The organism is Sulfitobacter sp. (assembly GCF_039977885.1).
In the GTDB taxonomy this organism is placed as follows: Bacteria; Pseudomonadota; Alphaproteobacteria; order Rhodobacterales; family Rhodobacteraceae; genus Sulfitobacter.
This window is the reverse complement of record NZ_JBDWCI010000010.1, coordinates 117,667-136,405: the sequence shown is the minus strand read 5'-3', so window position 1 is coordinate 136,405 and position 18,739 is coordinate 117,667. Positions and strand designations below refer to the sequence as shown.

14 protein-coding genes are annotated in these 18,739 nt (G+C 53.8%); 7 read left to right on the top strand and 7 right to left on the bottom strand.

Annotated features, from left to right (window positions below):
- Window positions 1-1,545: 1,545 nt before the first annotated feature.
- Complete coding sequence (locus tag ABJM03_RS08285; RefSeq protein ID WP_348416939.1) at window positions 1,546-2,613, bottom strand: alpha/beta hydrolase; 1,068 nt, start codon at window positions 2,611-2,613, stop codon at window positions 1,546-1,548.
- Window positions 2,614-3,327: 714 nt separating this feature from the next.
- Here ABJM03_RS08285 and ABJM03_RS08280 point away from each other — a divergent pair.
- Together ABJM03_RS08280 and ABJM03_RS08275 are read left to right on the top strand one after the other, a co-directional pair.
- Window positions 3,328-3,891, top strand: a complete 564-nt coding sequence (locus ABJM03_RS08280) for a sigma-70 family RNA polymerase sigma factor (RefSeq protein ID WP_348416938.1) — start codon at window positions 3,328-3,330, stop codon at window positions 3,889-3,891.
- A gap of 310 nt (window positions 3,892-4,201) precedes the next feature.
- Window positions 4,202-5,701: an FMN-binding glutamate synthase family protein gene (locus ABJM03_RS08275; RefSeq protein ID WP_348416937.1), complete on the top strand. Its 1,500-nt coding sequence runs from the start codon at window positions 4,202-4,204 to the stop codon at window positions 5,699-5,701.
- Between the two features lie 65 nt (window positions 5,702-5,766).
- On the opposite strand, the gene ABJM03_RS08270 is transcribed toward ABJM03_RS08275, so the two are convergent.
- Complete coding sequence (locus tag ABJM03_RS08270; RefSeq protein WP_348416936.1) at window positions 5,767-6,405, bottom strand: MSMEG_1061 family FMN-dependent PPOX-type flavoprotein; 639 nt, start codon at window positions 6,403-6,405, stop codon at window positions 5,767-5,769.
- 78 nt (window positions 6,406-6,483) lie between these two features.
- Complete coding sequence (locus ABJM03_RS08265) at window positions 6,484-7,059, bottom strand: TetR/AcrR family transcriptional regulator (protein WP_348416935.1); 576 nt, start codon at window positions 7,057-7,059, stop codon at window positions 6,484-6,486.
- A 100-nt stretch (window positions 7,060-7,159) separates the two neighbouring features.
- On the opposite strand from ABJM03_RS08265, the gene ABJM03_RS08260 reads away from it, so the two are divergent.
- Together ABJM03_RS08260 and ABJM03_RS08255 are read left to right on the top strand one after the other, a co-directional pair.
- The gene (locus tag ABJM03_RS08260; RefSeq protein WP_348416934.1) at window positions 7,160-8,095 is read left to right on the top strand and encodes an MBL fold metallo-hydrolase; all 936 of its coding nucleotides are present in this window, start codon (window positions 7,160-7,162) and stop codon (window positions 8,093-8,095) included.
- Between the two features lie 170 nt (window positions 8,096-8,265).
- Entirely contained in the window at window positions 8,266-9,216 is a 951-nt protein-coding gene (locus ABJM03_RS08255; RefSeq protein ID WP_348416933.1) for an ADP-ribosylglycohydrolase family protein, read from the top strand.
- 52 nt (window positions 9,217-9,268) lie between these two features.
- Here ABJM03_RS08255 and ABJM03_RS08250 read toward each other — a convergent pair whose 3' ends face one another.
- The 3 genes from ABJM03_RS08250 to ABJM03_RS08240 form a co-directional block, all read right to left on the bottom strand.
- Window positions 9,269-10,519, bottom strand: a complete 1,251-nt coding sequence (locus tag ABJM03_RS08250; RefSeq protein ID WP_348416932.1) for an O-antigen ligase domain-containing protein — start codon at window positions 10,517-10,519, stop codon at window positions 9,269-9,271.
- Window positions 10,516-11,955 (bottom strand): hypothetical protein, encoded by a 1,440-nt coding sequence (locus ABJM03_RS08245; protein WP_348416931.1) that lies wholly within the window; start codon window positions 11,953-11,955, stop codon window positions 10,516-10,518. The genes ABJM03_RS08250 and ABJM03_RS08245 overlap by 4 nt, the downstream gene beginning before the upstream one ends.
- Before the next feature lie 150 nt (window positions 11,956-12,105).
- Window positions 12,106-12,720 (bottom strand): response regulator transcription factor, encoded by a 615-nt coding sequence (locus tag ABJM03_RS08240; protein ID WP_348416930.1) that lies wholly within the window; start codon window positions 12,718-12,720, stop codon window positions 12,106-12,108.
- A gap of 251 nt (window positions 12,721-12,971) precedes the next feature.
- Between ABJM03_RS08240 and ABJM03_RS08235 the strand changes: the two genes are divergently transcribed.
- From ABJM03_RS08235 to ABJM03_RS08225, 3 genes are all read left to right on the top strand, one after another.
- The gene (locus ABJM03_RS08235) at window positions 12,972-14,351 is read left to right on the top strand and encodes a WecB/TagA/CpsF family glycosyltransferase (RefSeq protein WP_348416929.1); all 1,380 of its coding nucleotides are present in this window, start codon (window positions 12,972-12,974) and stop codon (window positions 14,349-14,351) included.
- A gap of 176 nt (window positions 14,352-14,527) precedes the next feature.
- The gene (locus ABJM03_RS08230; protein ID WP_348416928.1) at window positions 14,528-15,004 is read left to right on the top strand and encodes a molybdopterin-dependent oxidoreductase; all 477 of its coding nucleotides are present in this window, start codon (window positions 14,528-14,530) and stop codon (window positions 15,002-15,004) included.
- A 36-nt stretch (window positions 15,005-15,040) separates the two neighbouring features.
- Entirely contained in the window at window positions 15,041-17,548 is a 2,508-nt protein-coding gene (locus ABJM03_RS08225; RefSeq protein ID WP_348416927.1) for an ATP-binding protein, read from the top strand.
- On the opposite strand, the gene ABJM03_RS08220 is transcribed toward ABJM03_RS08225, so the two are convergent.
- A complete protein-coding gene (locus ABJM03_RS08220) occupies window positions 17,532-18,731 on the bottom strand; it encodes a polysaccharide biosynthesis/export family protein (protein ID WP_348416926.1) in 1,200 nt (399 codons plus the stop codon). The two genes, ABJM03_RS08225 and ABJM03_RS08220, sit on opposite strands and share 17 nt — an antisense overlap.
- Window positions 18,732-18,739 lie beyond the last annotated feature (8 nt).

Below are 18,739 nucleotides of genomic sequence, written 5' to 3'. Positions count from 1 at the left end.
ACTCCCAAGCAAAAAGCACTCATGCATGACCGCTACCCGAACGCAGCCATGACGCCATGACCTCGCCTCCGTGTGATGAAAACTCCAGTGAACCCCTAAAACGTCTCAGGGAAAATATTCCGACCGGCAGAGTTAGAGCAGCGGGATACCTAGCGTGTGATCATGGGCCAAACATCAGCAAAAACATCTAATGACGGAGTTGGCAGCAGAGTCGCTCTGTGGAAGTTCAGGCCGGCATGATTGGCTTTCGCACCCTTGAAACAGATATGCGCCTTAGATCTGACTGCTGAGCGACATCAAATATATCACCCGTTATCGTTGAAGATGGACAGTAGTCGTCGAAGTAAATCGTCGCGCTTATGTATACCAACCGACAAAGCGAGCGTTCATGTGTTGTGCAGCGAAGGTCTCTAACGAGCCCACGTTGTCATCTTTCCGCATTGCAGCTAACGTCTGCTTTGAGGATGATCGAAGGCAACAAAGCAGCACCCAATTGAGCATGAAAAACCTCTTCGTATCCTTGGCCGCGCTTCTCATCGCTACACTAGTGCTGATTTCAAGAAGCATTTGGAAAAGGATGCTGAGTCTTTGGGACACATAATCCCGGTACGCCAAACTTGCGGTCTCACGCCGGTATTTCTGGGCTACGATGGTGTAGCTGGACGGTACGATTTTGACCGCGTTGATCAACAGAAGTTCGAGTTGGCGTATGCTCATTACTTCGCTGAGGCAGAAAGCCGAATTTTGGAAATGACATCCGAAGAACGAACAGAGATGTGCGAAGATGTTTCACGATCCGAATAGGATGATGGTTCGAACCAGACATAGGTTCGCGTTAAGCGAAAGTTAACTTTGTCCCGCGTTGTGTGAATTCATGCGTCGCGCAGCGAACGGGGGTAATGAGCCCACTTCAACCGATGCTGGGCTTTAGATGAACAGGGGCTTACATGAAGTAGTATTTCAGTCACCGCAACCACCACCGCCTCCGTAACTTCCCCCGAAGGAGCTGTGGTGGCTATGGGTATAATCTCCACTCCACCTAATACCATGTCGGCTTGGGCCTTTAAGCTTGGGCGTTCGCAAAGCGAAAAAGAACGCACCTATAATTATTACAAGTGCAATTACGAATCCAATTAGGAATTCAACTATCATCATTTTGCCTCCTTTTTGGACCCGAAGGTAAATCTACACGTTTAAGGGGCTGCGGGCAAACCAGATGTTGAAGCTGTTGATTCATAAGAGCGCTTCGTCCGCAAACATGGCTTTCGGGCTGGCTCCGGCGCATGTCGGTTCGCCTGATTTCCTGCAGCTGACGCAGGCAATCAGGGTGCCTGGGCGACCTCGATAGCATTCCCTTAATGTTGTCAGATCTCGTGCTTCTAGGTCCTTAAACGCCCGTACTTGACTCGCTGCTCTGACGCCATTTGGAATATGCAAAGCGGTCAAAAGGAAGGCCAAAACCTGAATAGAGCTAATCTCAATGAGTGGACGCAAAGATGAGCAGGCCCATGACCTCAGAGCGCCGCTGTTCAGATGAAATGCCCATTAAAACGGATATTTACTTGGCATGGTCCAGAAATTCCCTTGAACGTGCTTGAGTGGGCGGGAGGGCGAACCGGGACGTGCACTTTGTTGGATGATTGTACCAATATCCGATAGGACGTTTGGATTGGTACGGTAATAGGCATGTCCGGTCAGGCCCTTTACGCCTTCAACGTTAATGAAGCTTACGGTCTTTACCTCTGAAAAAATATCTCTGTCTGCGTCTTTAAGACGCCCTTGTGTCAACCGGCCAAACCGTTGGCCTGCCATAAGGCGTTGGGATATCCCAAGCGCGCTATCACCTCGGTTCATATAGACTGTCACCTGACCAATTGCGGCACCGAAACCTTCAGCAATCAGGCGTTGGCGGACGATTGCGAAGTCTAAATCAGGGGCCGCCAAGACAAGGTTTTCAATCTTAAGGGTCGTCTTTGGGTTTTTGCCTTGGTTGCGGACCGCAATAATCATCTCGCGCAATGTCGTTGTCGTCACATCAGTGCCTCTGCTGTGCGCCACGATGTGGATTTTTTCCAATTCCGGAATTTGGGACAGTTGTTTCAAGAATTCTTTGAAATGGAAGACTGTAAATTCGCCTGATTCACGGTCTGTAAAATACCCGAAGAGCCCGCCGGCACCTGATGGCCAAGAGTATACGATTGGAACGCCGCGCCGCCCGCTAAAGTGCCAGATGTCTGCGAGCGAATAAAGGCCATCTTCGAAAGAGTTGTTAAAACCGGGCACGAAAATAACAACTTCGTTCTTGCCTGCGATCCGCATTTTCTCTCGTATTTGATTTTGGAACACCGTGCGTTTGCGATTGTAGGAGGCAAGCGCATCGGGCGTCTGAACGGGCCTCCCGTTTACGACTTCAAATGGGGTCGGGGTTTTATCGAACCTCAAAATCTCGCGGTTTTCTACAATGTTAAATACGATTTTCTCATCACGTTCGGTCTGGCCGCTGGCATCGCTCAGCGACTGCCAATTCTGCCCTTTGCCAAAGGATACAGTTGATACACCAAACGCCATCGAGCTTGAACGGTCTGTTCCATAAGTCTGAACACCGTCAATCATTTCGGAGTTGCGATCGGTGATGTAGAAGATCGAGGGCTGTGTCGTACGGTAGGCTGACGGAATGTCACTTTGCGGGTAGGCGCCGTTCGTAAACACATTTGGGGTCGGGGCCAAAACGCGGACGGGGCTACATGCTGAAATCCCGATCAGGGTCACCAGAATGAAAATAAGTCGTAGATTGATCATGGTGTGAAACCCTTAGCTGGATCGCGTAGCCGAAGCGAACAACGCTACGGAATTTCGGAGAAGTTCGCTACGAAGTTTCAGCATGATATTTACCTCTTAAAAGCACTGCCAAGATTTCGGGGGCAGTTTCGCGGGATCCGCTTGTCAATAAACACAAGCGACCTCTTTGGTGCAAAGACATTAAAGCAACGCCCAGCCGAATGGGGCAACAATATCCTGTGTGCAGACCTTAGGCCAAAGGGACACCTTGGAAGGGTCATGTTCAAGACCGATGCTTCTCTCTCATTGGTTCTCTGATGATTGAAAGCTCCAAAAGGTTACAGGCATATGTGATTTTTTTACCATGCCGCACTCAGCAGTGCCTTCTATCTAGGATAGAAAGCACTGGAAAGTGATCGTGAAACAGTGTCCCCAAGGGGTGTTTCATTAGCCGGTAACCTTCATAAAGATTGCTTTTAGGCCCATTTGGCGTAAAAATTCCTCTGTTCCCAGAGGTAACCCTAACCAAATGTCCGAATGCATTCAGGAATGAGCGACAAGGCGAGCGTCGCCGCGGATTTTGAAGGGCTTGTGCGTGGCAATATCGGGTGGATGCTTGGGCTTGCTGGGCGGGTCTTGGGCGATCATGAGCTCGCAAAAGACGCTGTTCAATTGGCGTTTTCGAAAATTCATTTGAAAATTGATCAGTTCGAAGGGCGTTCGGAACCCAGGACGTGGATGCATAGAATTGTGGTAAACGAAGCGCTGATGATCTTGCGTAAAAAAAACCGTGCCAACGAACAATCTATTAATCATCTGCTGCCCAATTTTGACTCACGCGGAGTCAGGGTGCCAGCATCGCATGTCACAGTCGAAACATCCGAGACTGCTTTGGGCTCTAAGCAAACAACGACCATCGTGCGGGAAACGATATTGGAGCTGCCTGATACTTATCGGGTCGTCTTGCAGTTAAGAGATATTGAAGAAATGACAACCGCCCAAGTTTCAGACCTTCTTGGCATCTCAGAGGCTAATGTGAAGGTGCGCCTTCATAGAGCGCGAACGGCATTAAAGAGCTTGCTTGCCCCCATGCTTTACGACGGTCAGATATGATTCAGGGTTTTGCGCGGGAGATGGGGCCGTTTTTCTTGCTCTGCCATGGCTGTCACAGCATTTTTTCTAGATTTCAGTGTAACCTGTTCTTCTTGAGCGGCATCAAAGACGTGGTGCACGCAGAGGGCACGCCGTGCGCTCGAGTTAACGATCAAGATGAAGGGAAAGCCTGAATGCAATTTGTTCCCTATAAAGATCCGGAATCAAAATTGAGCGCACGAAAAGACCCCATAAGGGGAGGGCTGATCGTTTCGCAACAAGATGGCCCAGTATATATTTTCCAATCCTTCCCTGCCGGAGACAAAAACCGATGAACCTATACTTTTTCACCTCTGCCTTTATATTTCTAATTGGCCTCGGCGTGCTCGCGATCATCGCGTTGTTCGTTATGGATGTCACGCAGACCAGTGATGCGGTGCGCCGGAACTATCCGGTTGTTGGTCGGTTCCGGCATATCTTCTCTACATTGGGAGAGTTTTTCAGACAGTACTTCTTTGCGATGGATCGCGAAGAAATGCCTTTCAACCGCGCAGAGCGTGAATGGATCGGACGCGCTGCGAAAGGCGAGGATAACACGGTTGCCTTCGGGTCCACCAAGATGTTGACCGCACCAGGAACTGCTATTTTTGTGAACTGCCCGTTCCCTACGTTGAACGAAGACGCCGCTGAGGTGCAGCCGCTTTTGATCGGGCCCTATTGTGATGCACCATATAACGCCGGATCGTTTTTTAATATCTCCGCCATGAGCTATGGTGCGCTATCCACCCCTGCGGTGCGTGCCCTGTCCAAAGGGGCCAAGATGGCTGGCTGCTGGATGAACACGGGTGAAGGTGGTCTGTCTCCTTATCACCTCGAGGGTGGTGCGGATATTGTCTTTCAGATCGGCACTGCAAAATACGGTGTGCGGGATGAAAAAGGGCAGTTGTCCGATTTGAAGCTCAAAGAGGTTGCGGCGCATGATCAGGTGAAAATGTTCGAGCTCAAGATGAGCCAAGGAGCAAAACCGGGTAAGGGTGGTATTCTGCCGGGGGCGAAAGTGAACGCGGAAATCGCGGCCATTCGCGGCATTCCGGAGGGGCAGGATTCAATTTCACCAAATCGCCATCCCGAAGTGAACGATGCAGGCTCGATGCTTGATATGTTGAACCATATCCGAGAGGTCACCGGGAAACCGGTAGGGTTCAAGGCAGTTGTCGGCAGCTATGGCTGGCTGGCCGATCTGGCCAAGGAGATCCAGCGCCGCGGTATAGAAACCGCTCCCGACTTTATCACTGTAGACAGCGGTGATGGCGGTACGGGTGCGGCACCTATGCCTTTGATGGATAACGTAGGTTTGGTGGTTCGTGAATCGCTGCCTCTGGTTGTAGATATCCTGACCGAGCATGGATTGCGGGACCGTATCAAAGTTATCGCATCGGGTAAGTTGGTCACGCCGTCAGAGGTTGCTTGGGCGCTTGCAACAGGGGCTGATTTCATCAACTCGGCGCGCGGGTTCATGTTTTCGCTTGGTTGTATTCAGGCGCTAAAGTGCAACAAGAACACCTGCCCGACGGGTATCACTACGCATAATAAGCGTCTCCAAAAAGGGCTGAACCCCGCAGATAAATCGGTCAAAGTTGCAAACTTCTGTCAAAACTTGATTCATGAGGTCGAGGTAATCTCCCACTCATGCGGTGTTGGCCGTCCCCGTCTTTTGAAGCGGAAACATGTACGCATTATGCAGAATGATGGCACGTCTATTCCGATGGACGAACGCTACCCTTACAAAGATATTTTGCCAGAATATTTGCCAAAAGAAGCTGCGGAATGAGGGGCGGGGTGATCCATCAAAGCAGGCGTTATGGATCGTAACAATGGGCCGGCTTTTGCCGGTCCCTAGTACATGTTGTTTTTGATATCACGGTCGATGCGGTCGTCCATGTCATCAAGGACATCCTGCTCATAGTCTTTATGCGCGGACATGAGTTCGGCTAGGCTTGGGGCTGCGCGACGGTCAATGTGGTTGTCTACATCCCAAATCCCTGCGCGGCGGATTGCTTTTGAGCAATGGCCGTATGCCTCATCCACTTGTATCAAAAGCCCTACAGGCGGCACGCGCTCTTTGATGGCACAGCGCGCCAATAGCTCTGGATCACGGGTCGCGAGTGCGCGGCCATTCACGCGCAACGTGTCAAACACACCCGGAATCATGAACAGGACGGACACCGCAGGCTGGGTTAGGATGTTGCGAAACGTATCAAAGCGTTGGTTGCCCGGACGGTCCGGTATCAGCAGCAACTTTGGCGTGACGATTTCTACAAAACCCGCAGGATCGCCGCGCGGGGTGATATCAGAATGCCCTGCTTCATCTTGAGATGACACCACGCAAAACGGCGAGAGCTTCACAAACTTCTTCATTGGCTCGCTTAGAAACGAAGACGATTTTTCATAAATCGTGGCTGTCGTGTCGCCGTAACGCGCGCGAAACTCCCAGATATCCTTGATCAGAAACTCTTCTCGGATTGGATTGCTCATGTTTGTCTCTTTATTGATGACGGCACCAAAGCATAGCTATCGCGCGGTGTGATTTCTGCAGTAGGATAACTGTTGAGTTCAAGCTTGCACCAATTGCACAAGCATTTCCAAGGTGTCTTCGAGGTCCTGCGGTCGCTCTAGCCCGCGTGATATCATCATCGCGCCTTCAAGGCTCGAGACAAACATTTTGGCAAACATTGCCGCATCCAAATCGGCGCGGAACTGCCCGCTGGCTTGCCCGTCACAGACAACGTTTTGAACCCAATCGTTTTGCTCTGCAAAGAACTGAGACACTTCGGATCGAACCTGATCCGGTAAAGACGCCACTTCTGTCGCCAACATACCGCCAAGACAAACCTGCCCCTGCTCGCGCAAGGTTTTGACAAACAAGGCCCCATAAGCGCGTAGTTTCTCTGCCGCAGAACTGGTGTTTATTTGTGCCGTCATGTCACTGAAGGCACAGCGATATGCATGTGCAGTCGCCTCTGCCAAATCTGCCTTGGTGGCGTAGTGATAGTGGATGCTTGCGCTTTTGATGCCCACGTTTGCAGCGACATCGCGGAAACTAAATCCATTAAAGCCTCGATCCATCATCAGCGTGCGCGCGGATTCCAGAATATCCATTGCCTTACCTGTGGGGGCTGCTGCCGGCATCACAATCTCCTTACCTACCTATCGCTAGATAGACCATTGACATGGCCAATGCAAGCTTCTAGCAGTTACCTACCTAGTACTTGATAGATGGAATGAGCCTATGACATTTTCTAAACTGAACCGACGTTCGTTGTTGATCGGTAGTGCGGCAACAACACTTGCAGCGCCGAGCATCGTCCGCGCGAATATCCTTGGTGGTGGCCCGGTTGGTCAGGGTGTAACGCCGCTCAAGCATGGCATTGTGACCGTTGCTGATTTTGGTGATTTAAAAATCCACAGCTACCAAAGCCCGGACCTGACCGGTTGTGTGACAACACATGTCATCGAGACACCTGAACGCCTTGTGTTTGTGGATGGCCAGCGCTCTGTTATCTACGGTCAGGAAATCCGCGATTACGCCGAAGCGACGGGAAAGCCGGTTGATCGCATGATCGTCTCGCACCTACATCCGGACCATTGGTTTGGTGCGTATCAGTTCCGCGATGTTCCGATCTATTCCTTCCGTGAAACACAGGCCGAGATCGACCAATTGGGTGATTTCTTTATTGAAATCAGCATCGAATCGCTGGGCGAACACGTCCCGCCGACCAAAGTTGTGCCAAGCCACCTGATCGAACACGGCGCGACCGAGGTCATCGACGGCGTGACCTTGGAATTCCGCCATGTGACGGATGCAGAGTCAGACAACATGATGACGATTTATCTGCCTGATCAGAAAGTTCTGATTGCGCAGGATATGTTGTACAACAATTGCCACTTGTTCTGTGGTCACGGTAACTTCGACGGCTGGAAAGCAGGGCTGGTCGAGATGCAAAAAGATACATCATTCGACCTTGTCTTGCCGGGGCACGGGCCAACGACTGGATCACGTCAAGCCATTGATGATGCGCTTATCTACCTTGACCACACACAAGCAGCTTATGCCAAAGCCGCCACTGGTGAAGAGTTGAAGGCGGCAATTCTGGATCGCTACCCATCGTATCTTGCTGCGGGTTTGGTGGATATCCAGAACTTGTTCTTGTTCCCTAAAACCTGAACCAAGGCCGCCGCGGGCACTATGGGTGTGCGCGGTGGCATTTCATTCTCTAAGAGTTGATAAGGTCAAAGTGCTGGATGTGTTTTAACAATGGAACGGATTCATCGAACGCACTTAGGTAGGCTAGGGGCATGCGGCACTGATTGCGCCGTAACAATGAAAGGTCTGATATGATCAAGAACGCAGAACTTCTTCTCGGGGCACTTGTTGCTGACGCCGCTTGCTTAGGCTTGCACTGGATCTATGACGTCGGGATCATAGCCGATATCGTAGCACGCCAGAACGGCACATCTGCCTTTACACCGGTCGATCCCAAGAATTTTGAGAAGGTCAAAACCTTCGCCCACAAAGATCGGCGCGACGGGATGTTCACCCAGATTGGTGAAGTGCTGCACCTGACGATCCGGTCAATGAATGCCACAGGCGGGAAGTTTGATGTGCCTGCTTATGAGGCTGCGTTCGCGTCATTCTTTGGTGCCGGGGGTGGCTACCAAGGGTTTATGGACCGTCCCACAAAAGGCGCATTGGCAAATATTGCAGCAGGTGTCAGCCCGTCCGGGATAGACGATAACCAGACACCGGCATTATCGCGGCTTCCTGCAATTCTTGTTGGGTATCACGGGCAAGATCAGCTGCCGGATATGGTCAAAACCGCAATGGAAGTCACAAACATCAACGCCGAGGCGGCCGCCTTTAGCGATGTCTTTGCAGACCTTACAACGCGCATCATGAACGGTGAGCCATTGCAGGCCGGGCTTCATGCTGCGGCGAATGCTGCGGATGACATAGCAAAAGCCGATTTGCTGAACGCCTTGAGCACATCCGAAGAAGATTCAGTCGTGTTTGCAGGTTTAAACGGGCTTATGGGGCGTGCTTGCTATTTACCCGCAGCAGGTCCTGTCATGTTCCATATTTTAGCGCGTAGCGCCTCGTATCAGGAGGCCATCGAACGCAACATCCTTGCAGGAGGAGACAGCGCCGGGCGATCAATCATGATCGGCGCGATTATGGCCCGCATCCACGGTGTTGCGACCGAAACAGGCGTGCCGCTTTCTTGGGTCTTGAAGTTGGAAGGGGGTGCGAAAGTTTGGCAGGACTGCGTGGCCCTTGCGGGAGAGTAGGCCGCGGCGTGAATGAGGTCGCAAATCTGTCCTCGTCTACGCCACAGCGGGGTTAGCTGGTTTCGCGCGCATGGATTCCGAGCAATACGAGCGCTGGCCACAAAAGATAGGCCTCGATCTCGATGTTTTCGCCAAAGGACAGCAAGGTCAACGTCATCATGATGCCCAGAGGCAAACGGCCTCTGCGTCCCATGGCGGCATCTTTCAGGGCCAATGCTGTTTGCCATGCAAAAGGCACAAGGAATGCCAGAAACCCGACCAAACCTTTGACAAATAATAATCCGTACCATGTATGGTGACTGCCGATTGGCATGTATTCAACGGCATGGCTGCCGGGTTGCACAGTGGCGTGACCGAACCAGAAGGCATCTGCTTGCCAACGTTCTGTTGCGATGCGTTGTAGCGTTTCACGCACGCGGGTGCTGTCGGCACGCGCGCCTTTGAACGCTGCGACAGCATCCATTGCGGCGGCGGCTATTGTGGTGCCCAGTACTGCCATTGAGGCCGTGAAGGCGGCCAGGACCTGCCATGCCCACCCGCGCAGGATCAGCGGCAACAAGCGGGGGCCGATGGTGCAGGCGACCAGCCCGACCAAACCCATCCGCGACTTGGAGGCGAAAATCATCACCATTCCCGCCGCGACCCCGATATTGCGCCATTTGATAACTTTTTCTTCCAAAGCAAATAGGATCATGACCGTTCCGAGCAGGGCGGCAAAGGGCGACCACGGTGCGTAAAACTGCCAGCGCGGTGTCCAGCTGGCGGGATCCCATGTAAAGAAATAGACTGAGAAATATTCGGGCCCCGGGCCGCCAACCGCTTTGAATGGCGAGGTGAAGATACGTTCGGGTAGGCCGATGTAGGGTGCCGCCAACATGACGGGGGCAAGGATCAGGGTCCATAAACCCACGACACATTGCGCGCGAATAAGTGTCTCGCGCCGAATGGGCAGCACGGCACCGGCAAGCGGGAAGAGGGCCAGCAAAGCCCAGCCTTTGGCCCAACCGATCGAGGATTTGATGGTCTTGCCGGTGCCCAGCCCCCAGTCGATATGCCCGACCCAAAGAGCAACCAACATCACGGACATACCCGCCAGCCACCCCCATATTACGGGAGGGATAGTACCTGTTGCCCGCATGTCGGGGCGCACGGCGGGGCCAAGATACAGAACCAGTACGACCAATCCCGCCAGCACCCATGCAAGGACTGGCCCCACAATATACAATGCGCCTATCGCATAGAACGGCCATGTCAGAACCAGCGTGCGGTAAATCAGCCGCTCGATCGGGTTTTGATCTGTCATGCTGCCACCTCGGGCTTGGTCATCAGCCGTGAGATCAATGCGATCCTGATCCAACCCATCGCGAGGCTGATCAGCAACATCAGAGTGGCGGCGATGCCTGCCATGATGGCCAGTTTACGATTGGGGGAGGATGGTTTTGCCGGCAAGGACGGGTTTTCCAATACCTGTACCAGCGGATAAGAGGCATAAATGTCCGATTTGCTGGATTGCGCGCGGGCAATTGCCGATGCAAAAAGCGCTTCGGCAACCGAAAAGTCGCGCTCCAGATCTTTCATTTTTGCCGCTGCAGGGGCGAAGATATCCAGTGCCTTTTGGCTCTCAACCCTTTGGCTTTCCAGCGTTGCCAGTTGCTCTTTTGCGCCGGAGACTTCGACATGCATACGCACCAGCTCTGCCAGCAGGTCGGCACGGGCACCATCCGGGGCAAGATCAAAATTATTCAGGGCTTCTGCATCCAGACCGGTAATCAATTGGGCATGGCTCATAGCCATGGATGCTGAATTGTTACGTGCAGAGCGCGCGGCCTCGACCTTGGGATGGCGCGCGCCATAAAGGGCTAAGGCATCGGTCAGGCCGACTTCGGTGCGGGCAACCTCATCGAGCAGCGCAATATAGGCACCATTTGCAAATAATTTCAGCGTCGCCGCCGCCAACGCGGGGTTCAGCCCCAGTTGCGCCTCGAGCGCGGTTGTGGCTGCGACGCGTTCACTCAGCCTTGCCTGCTGGGCCTGAATTTCCTGACCCAGAGCCAAATGACGTTCCAGTAACACATCGTATTGATCGGTGGACAACAGACCGGTTGAATTTTGCAACGCTTCGATCTGCGTCCGCGTATCGGCGACAGAAATACGGTAGTCCGAGATGGCTTGAAGGCCGCTATCCTGACGCGTGTCGACCTCATCTGCGCGCAATGCATCCAGTTCCGTGAAAAAAGCAGTCAGAATAGCTTCGCCTCGAGCCTGTGCCGCTTCGGGTGTCCGGCCTGTTGTCTCAAAGTGGATCAAACTGGTCTGGTCAACCAGACGCACGCGGGGCTGGCCCAGTTCGGCGCGTTTGATATTCAGCGCGCTGGCGGCGGCATCAATGATACGGTCCGCACCCAGCAGGCGCTTGTAAGTTTCCGTTGGGCTGACCGCATTGCTGGCGAAGGCAGAGTTTGCATAGGAAGTCGCCTGACCAATCCCGTTCACATTCATTGAAGCAGAAGCACCAGAGCCGGGCATGATCAAAGATGTGGTAGAGCGATAGCTGAGCGGTGCGGTCTTGAGGTAACCCAATAGCGGTGCCCAGATGAGCGTCGCGCCCAAGATGACGGCAGTAACATACCGCGGTAGACGCCTGACATCGCCCAGTTTGCCGCCCATCACAACACGGCGGGCCAAGCCGCCCTTTCGGGGGTGCTTTTTACGGGCGAAGGGGAATGTCAGTGTCATCATCGGTTGGCTCCTTTACCGATGATGTATCCAGTGGGGCCGCAGAAATCATTTGGGCAGAGGGCGACCCGGGTGGCGCATTTGGCTGTCTACCTATCCCTTTGGATAGCACGGTCCACGGTAGCCAAATCCGAGCTTAGGAAAGAGGTCTTGTTAAAAAAGGCCTGCTTCGCGTGCGATCATGGCCGCCTGTGTTCGGTTGGCGGCCCCTACTTTTCGATATAGCGTTTTGACGTGAAGTTTGATCGTTGGCTCGGTGATGTCCAGATCGCGGGCAATCTCTTTGTTCGATTTCCCCTCGGTCAGGCCTTTGAGAACCTGTAGCTCGCGGGGGGTCAGCTTTTGCGCCAATGCGTTGGTGGGTTCATCTTCGACGGCGGTCATAAAGTCGATGGGGGCGTACTGCTCTCCCATGGCCATGAATTTGACCGCATTTACCAATGATTTTGCCGGAAGCGATTTAGGTACAAAACCCGCCGCTCCGGCCTCCAGGGCAGTCTCGGCAATCTGGCGCGTCGCCTCGCCTGATATGAGTGCGACCCGTTGGCCATCTTTCAGCGCCATAGCTTTGCGTAGACCGTCAAGGCCATTCATGCCGGGCATGTTATAATCGAGCAGGACCAGGTCAAAATGTTCGTCTTTCTCGATCTGCGCACATGCTTCTTGAAACGTGCCGGCGCTGGCGGTTTCCATGCCTCCCTCACCCTCAAGGAAAAGGATGAGTGTGTCGCGCAGCAAATCATGGTCGTCGGCAATTAATACTCTCATAGCCTGTCCTTTAAATTCGATTAAAGGCTACCTCTAAACTGTGTTTTTTCAAAGACGGAAATATTGGCAAAATAGGGTTAAGGTACCCTCCCAAACGGATAGGGTGCGCCCTGTTTGCGCGTCATCGGCGTGCCGAAAGGGGTAGCGCCTTAACCAACCGCGCCTCAAACCTGTCCGCTCGCTCCGTTGCGCCAACCCCCTGTCATCGCTGATTTTAAATCCATGAAATCGGATGAACAAGGATCGCTGCCATGACATACCTTCCAACCTTTAACGCCCCTATTACTGCTGTAGACAAACTGCGGAAAACCTATTTGCCCAGTTTAGGCGTGTGGCTGGTTGATGCGACCACCACTGACGCAATTTCTGCTGTTTTGGCACCTGGGAAACGGCGGGTGAATTTCATGAACGCACATTGCTTCAACGTAATGGCGGCTGATCGCGCGTATGCCAAAGCGGTTACCACTGCCGACTATCTACTGCCCGACGGTATCGGTGTGGCCCTTGCAGCCAAGATGACCGGTCAAAAGCTGACGGAAAACCTGAACGGGACAGATTTTATTCCTGCGTTGCTGCAAGAGGCCGCGAAGCAGGGCAAGGCGGTTTACCTGTTCGGGGGGACAGCAGGGACAGCAGATACAGCGGCGCGCAACCTGATCCACAAGATTCCCGGATTGCGGATTGTTGGCACACGCAACGGTTTCGACGAGGCGCAAAACGATGCAGAGATCATCGCCGATATCAATGCAAGCGGCGCTGACATCGTGCTGGTCGCTCTTGGTGTCCCGATGCAAGAACTGTGGTTGCAACGCAATGCCCGCAATCTTGATGCTCAGTTGACGCTGGGTGTTGGTGCCGCATTGGATTTCTTTGCAGGTAATGTTTCACGTGCGCCTGTTTGGGTGCGCAAGGCCCGTAGCGAATGGGTTTGGCGCCTCGCGATGGAGCCGCGCCGTTTGGCCAAGCGATATCTCCAGGGCAATTTCAGCTTTTTGGCCCGTGCCGCGAAAAAGACCGTAGGTCATTCCATGACCAAGCTGACCGCAAGCCGTCTGCTCGATATCACGGTTTCACTGTTTGCTCTGGTCGTGTTGTCGCCGGTTCTGCTCCTGACTGCGCTGTTGATTAAATCCGAAAGTAAGGGCCCCGCTTTGTTCACCCAGACCCGCATCGGAAAAAACGGCCGTCCATTTACAATGGTCAAGTTCCGCTCGATGGTAACAGGTGCCGAAGCGATGCGTGCGGGGATACTGACGCAATCAGACCGTGAGGGGATTTGCTTTAAGTCGAAATCCGATCCGCGCATTACCCGTGTGGGTCGCTTTATCCGGCGGACCTCTATTGATGAGCTGCCACAGATATTCAATGTACTGCGCGGCGAGATGTCGATTGTAGGTCCACGCCCTGCGCTGCCCTCCGAGGTTGCGCTTTACCCCAAGCGCGCATTGGGGCGCTTGTCTGTAAAGCCGGGTATCACAGGGGTCTGGCAGGTTTCGGGCCGCGCCGATGTCGGCTTTGATCAAATGGTCGAGATGGATCTGGCCTATGCCAAGTCCCGTAACCTGCTTCTTGATCTGATTCTTATTGTCATGACCTTTCGTGCTGTTGTGACGGGACGGGGCGCGCATTGATGCGCAACCAGACAGGCAGGGGGCGGCGTCCCTCTGTTTGTTTGAAAAAGTATGCCACGAATTCATCTGCTTAAGGGGATCACCTATCCAAAAGGATAGGACCCTATCCCGATACCTCAATGCGCAGATGTGAGGGCCGTGGCATGAATGGGGCAAGATAATTTGAGGATTCAGACATGTTTAACCGGATGACCCGCTGCGTTCTTGCTTTGGCGTTGGCCTTGGGGCTTGGTACGTCAGCGCAGGCGGCAGACACAATTCTAACAGCGACCCACAATGGCCAGACGCGAACGTTCGATCGCGCGGAACTGGAAGCGCTGGGCACTGCCAGTATCGAGACAACAACCATATGGACAGAAGGCGTGCAAACCTTTGAAGGTGTCCCTCTGGCGGTTTTGATGCAGGAGCTGGGCGCGCAGGATGGAAAGATTCTGGCAACCGCGATCAATGATTACACAATCGAAATTCCATTGTCAGATGCCACCGAAAACGGCCCGATTCTGGCATTGAAAATGAACGGCGAACAGATGTCTGTGCGCGATAAGGGGCCTGTTTGGGTCGTCTATCCTTATGATGCAGATGCCGATTACCGCACAGAAGTTATTTATTCGCGCAGCATTTGGCAGCTCGATCGGATAGAAGTGGTTGAATAAACCTTTCGGGGTGATTTCCAACTTGCAGGAGTCGCTGTGGCACGCATCCTAAATACACCTACGAAAACCGGCCGGGTATTCCTTTCTCTGGCCGGTATTGTCGTGGTTCTGGCGATTGCTTTCCTGACATGGAACGTGTCGCGGGAAATCGAAGAGCTCAGCTCGGCACATTCGGATAACGTGCAATGGGCGCTGTCTCAAACTGAGGTCGAGTTTCAGGAGTTCTCCGGACGTGTCAGAATAGGCGCTGATCTGGCCGGTCTCAGACGGCGCTTTGATATTTTCTATAGCCGCATCAAAACAGTCTCCGAAGCTCAGGTTTTTGAACGGCTACGTGAGGACGAAGCGTTTGATAATACGTTGGAGCGAATCCGGGTCTGGTTGTCACAAACAGCTGATTATATCGACACCCCTGACGCAGAGCTTACAGGGCATATCCCGAGACTTGCGGTGCTTGTGCAGGAAATCCGTCCCGAAGTGCGCAGGCTGTCGAACTCCGGCCTGAAAATATTCGCCCAAGAGGCGGACCGGCGGCGGGCGTCCGTGGCCTCGACAATGGTCGAGCTGGCGCTGGCTTTGGCCTCGCTGATCGGCGCGTTGGGGCTATCGGTGCTGTATCTGGTGCGCCTGAATGGACAGATCAGGCACCAAGAGCGTGTCGAGCGTCAGACAGGAACGCGAATGGAAACCGTGATCAACACGTCGCTGGACGGTGTGATCATCAGCGATGATCAAGGGCACATCATCGAGTTCAGCCCCGCAGCCGAGGAAATTTTTGGCCACCGTGCAGAAGATGTCATCGGGCATGAGCTGGGCGCGATTATCGTGCCCGATCACATGCGTGCAGGCCATGACGCGGGTATGAAGCGGATGCGAGAGGGCGGCGAAAGGCGGGTTGTCGGAAAGGGTCGTGTGAAATTAGAGGCCAAGCGGGCAGATGGCTCTATCTTTCCGGTAGAGCTGGCTATTCAGTCGGCAGTTACCGAAGACGGCGATATCTTTATCGCGTTTTTGCGCGATATTACCCAGCAAAAGGCGGATGAGGCCGAATTGATCGACGCCCGCGACAAAGCCATCGCAGGAGAGAAAAGCCGGTCGGAATTTCTGGCGACGATGAGCCACGAAATCCGCACACCATTGAACGGGTTGCTCGGCAACCTGAGCCTGCTGCGCGACACGGTTCTGAATGGAAAGCAGGACACATATATGCGCAACATGGAAACATCGGGGCGCCTGCTGTTGAGCCATGTGTCGGATGTGTTGGACATCACGCGTTACGATTCCGGTAAAGTAAGTGCGAACCTCGAACCGATGAATGTATCGGATCTGTTGCAAGACCTGATCGACAGCCAAAGCGGGATGGCCTCCACTCAGGAAACCACGCTTGATTGGGGCTGGGAAGGGCCGGCGCAGCATTGGGTCACCTCTGATAGGGATCGATTGCAGCATATCTTGATGAATCTTATTGGTAATGCTGTGAAATTCACCAAACGGGGACGTGTTTCGGTCACAGTAGATTGGCACGAAGACACGCTTGCCTTCGAAATCGAAGACACGGGCGCAGGTATCCCCGATGATCTCCAGACCGTTATTTTTAATGATTTTGTCACCGGGAACACTGCGTATGACCGCGAAGTAGGCGGTACGGGTCTGGGGCTAAGCATCGCCAAGCGATTTGTCACTATGTTGGGCGGTGACATCATGGTTGCAAGCGCGCTGGGCGTCGGCAGTACTTTTCGCGTGGTTGTGCCCGCCCGAGCGGCAATAGCGCCGGCCCGGAAGGTTGCGCAGGATGAATCAACGGCTGTGATCGGCCCCCAGCGGGTGCTGGTTGTCGAGGACAATGAAATCAACAGATTTGTAGTGCGTGAGATGCTGCAAGCCGGGGGTCATCACGTAAAAGAAGCGCATGACGGCCAACAAGGGGTCGAAATGGCCGAGGCTGAAGAGTTCGACCTGATCTTGATGGATATCAGTATGCCTGTGTTGGACGGGCGCAGCGCGACGCGCCAAATCCGGAGTGGTAATGGCGCGTCATGCCGCGCGCGCATTGTCGCCCTGACAGCAAATGTGATGCCATCCGAGCGCGATGATTTTCTGGCACATGGTATGAATGATGTCCTGACCAAGCCGCTCAAGAAATCGGATTTGCAAATGGTTCTGAGCGACAACGGAAGCGAGCCCTCCAAGGAAGAAACCGGATTGGTTGATCGCGAGCATATGGCCGAAACGCTGGATACGATCGGAGCCGAGCATTACATAAAACTTTTGGTTCGCTATAGTGCCGAGGTCGAGGAATTTATCGATTGGCTCCAGAGTGACGGGCATCTGGATCGCAATGACGTCTCGGCGCAGGCACATAAAATCGGGGGCAGCGCGGCGCTCTTTGGGGCCACGGGTTTGCGCAATGTGTTGCTTAGCATTGAACGCTTGGCAAAGGCGGGAGAGGACGCGCAAGTCCTCTCCGTCGCAGCCACGCTTCCTGATATCTGGAAGCGCAGCAAAAAAGCACTAACCGAAGTCGCCTCTAAGGAAGAATTGTAACCGGCGTAATGACCCGTGCAATTTCGGTGATGTTGGTGATCGTGCTGTCATAACATGCCATTGCATCCCCCGGGAGCAGATAGGGGTCGAAATCATCGCGGTCGGCACGGCGCAGCAGGTTTTCAATGTCGCGCTCGATAACAACGGACACGCCGGTTATCGGGTTGCGCGAAAACAGGACTGCCGACCTGTCACCACTAGAGGCACGCGGCCCGCCAACACAGTTGGCATCGATCACGGCCTGCATGTAGCGCGTACCATAAGGAACCTGGCGGACGGTTTGGCCCACAGCTGCGCCAGCGTTGTTCTGCGCAGGCTGTGTAAGGTTGGAAAGATAGAGGCTGACCCCCGGCGGGCTGATGGGGCTGGGCCGCATCAGATCGTCTTGAAAGCATTGCCGGCTGGGCACGCTGACTTCGTCTCCGGTCAATAGCATGATATCGACTGAATTACGCCCCTCGAACACGCCGCGCATGTCCAACCGGTAAGTTTTGCCCGCGCGCCGGACCTCCACTGAGGAAATATCGGCATCCGGTCGTACGCCACCAGCCGCACGCAATGCAGCAGACAAGTTACGCCCCTCGGTCGAGGCACCCGAAGCTCCCTGCCTGAGCCTGTCCAGATTGTCACCTCTTACGCCCCCGATCTCGATTGCGTGGGGTTCAAACACCGCACCTGACACGCCAACCGATACCGAAGCAAAGTCGGTTGCTCGGACAGATATGCGCGGTTTGTCCTGATAAAAATCATTGGCCAGCAACGCGTCTGCGATATCGGCCTCGATCTCGTCGGTGCTGCGCCCTTGTGCGCGGATGGGGGATAGAAAGGGCAATTTCAATGTGCCGTCACGCGACACGACATAGTTGCCGTTGAATGTGTCATCTTCGGCGATACGCACATCTAGCAGGTCATTGCGCGAAAGGCGCTCTCCGCGCAGTGCTGCCGCCACCGTGCTTGAACCTTTTCCCCCCGAGGCTCCGAAGGGCCGGCATTTCTGCTCGTTTATTCTGGCCGAATGCAACAGTTCAGCCTGTCCGCGCGTGATATCAACCTGGCGGTACTGCGCTTGATATCCGTCCCCTTGTGCTACGGGTTCAAGATTGTCGGGTGTGTCCAGATTGGCGCAGGCGGTTGTCAGCATCAAGGCTGCGATCGTACCGCTAAGAATAGGTGTGCTTGGCATATCGTCTC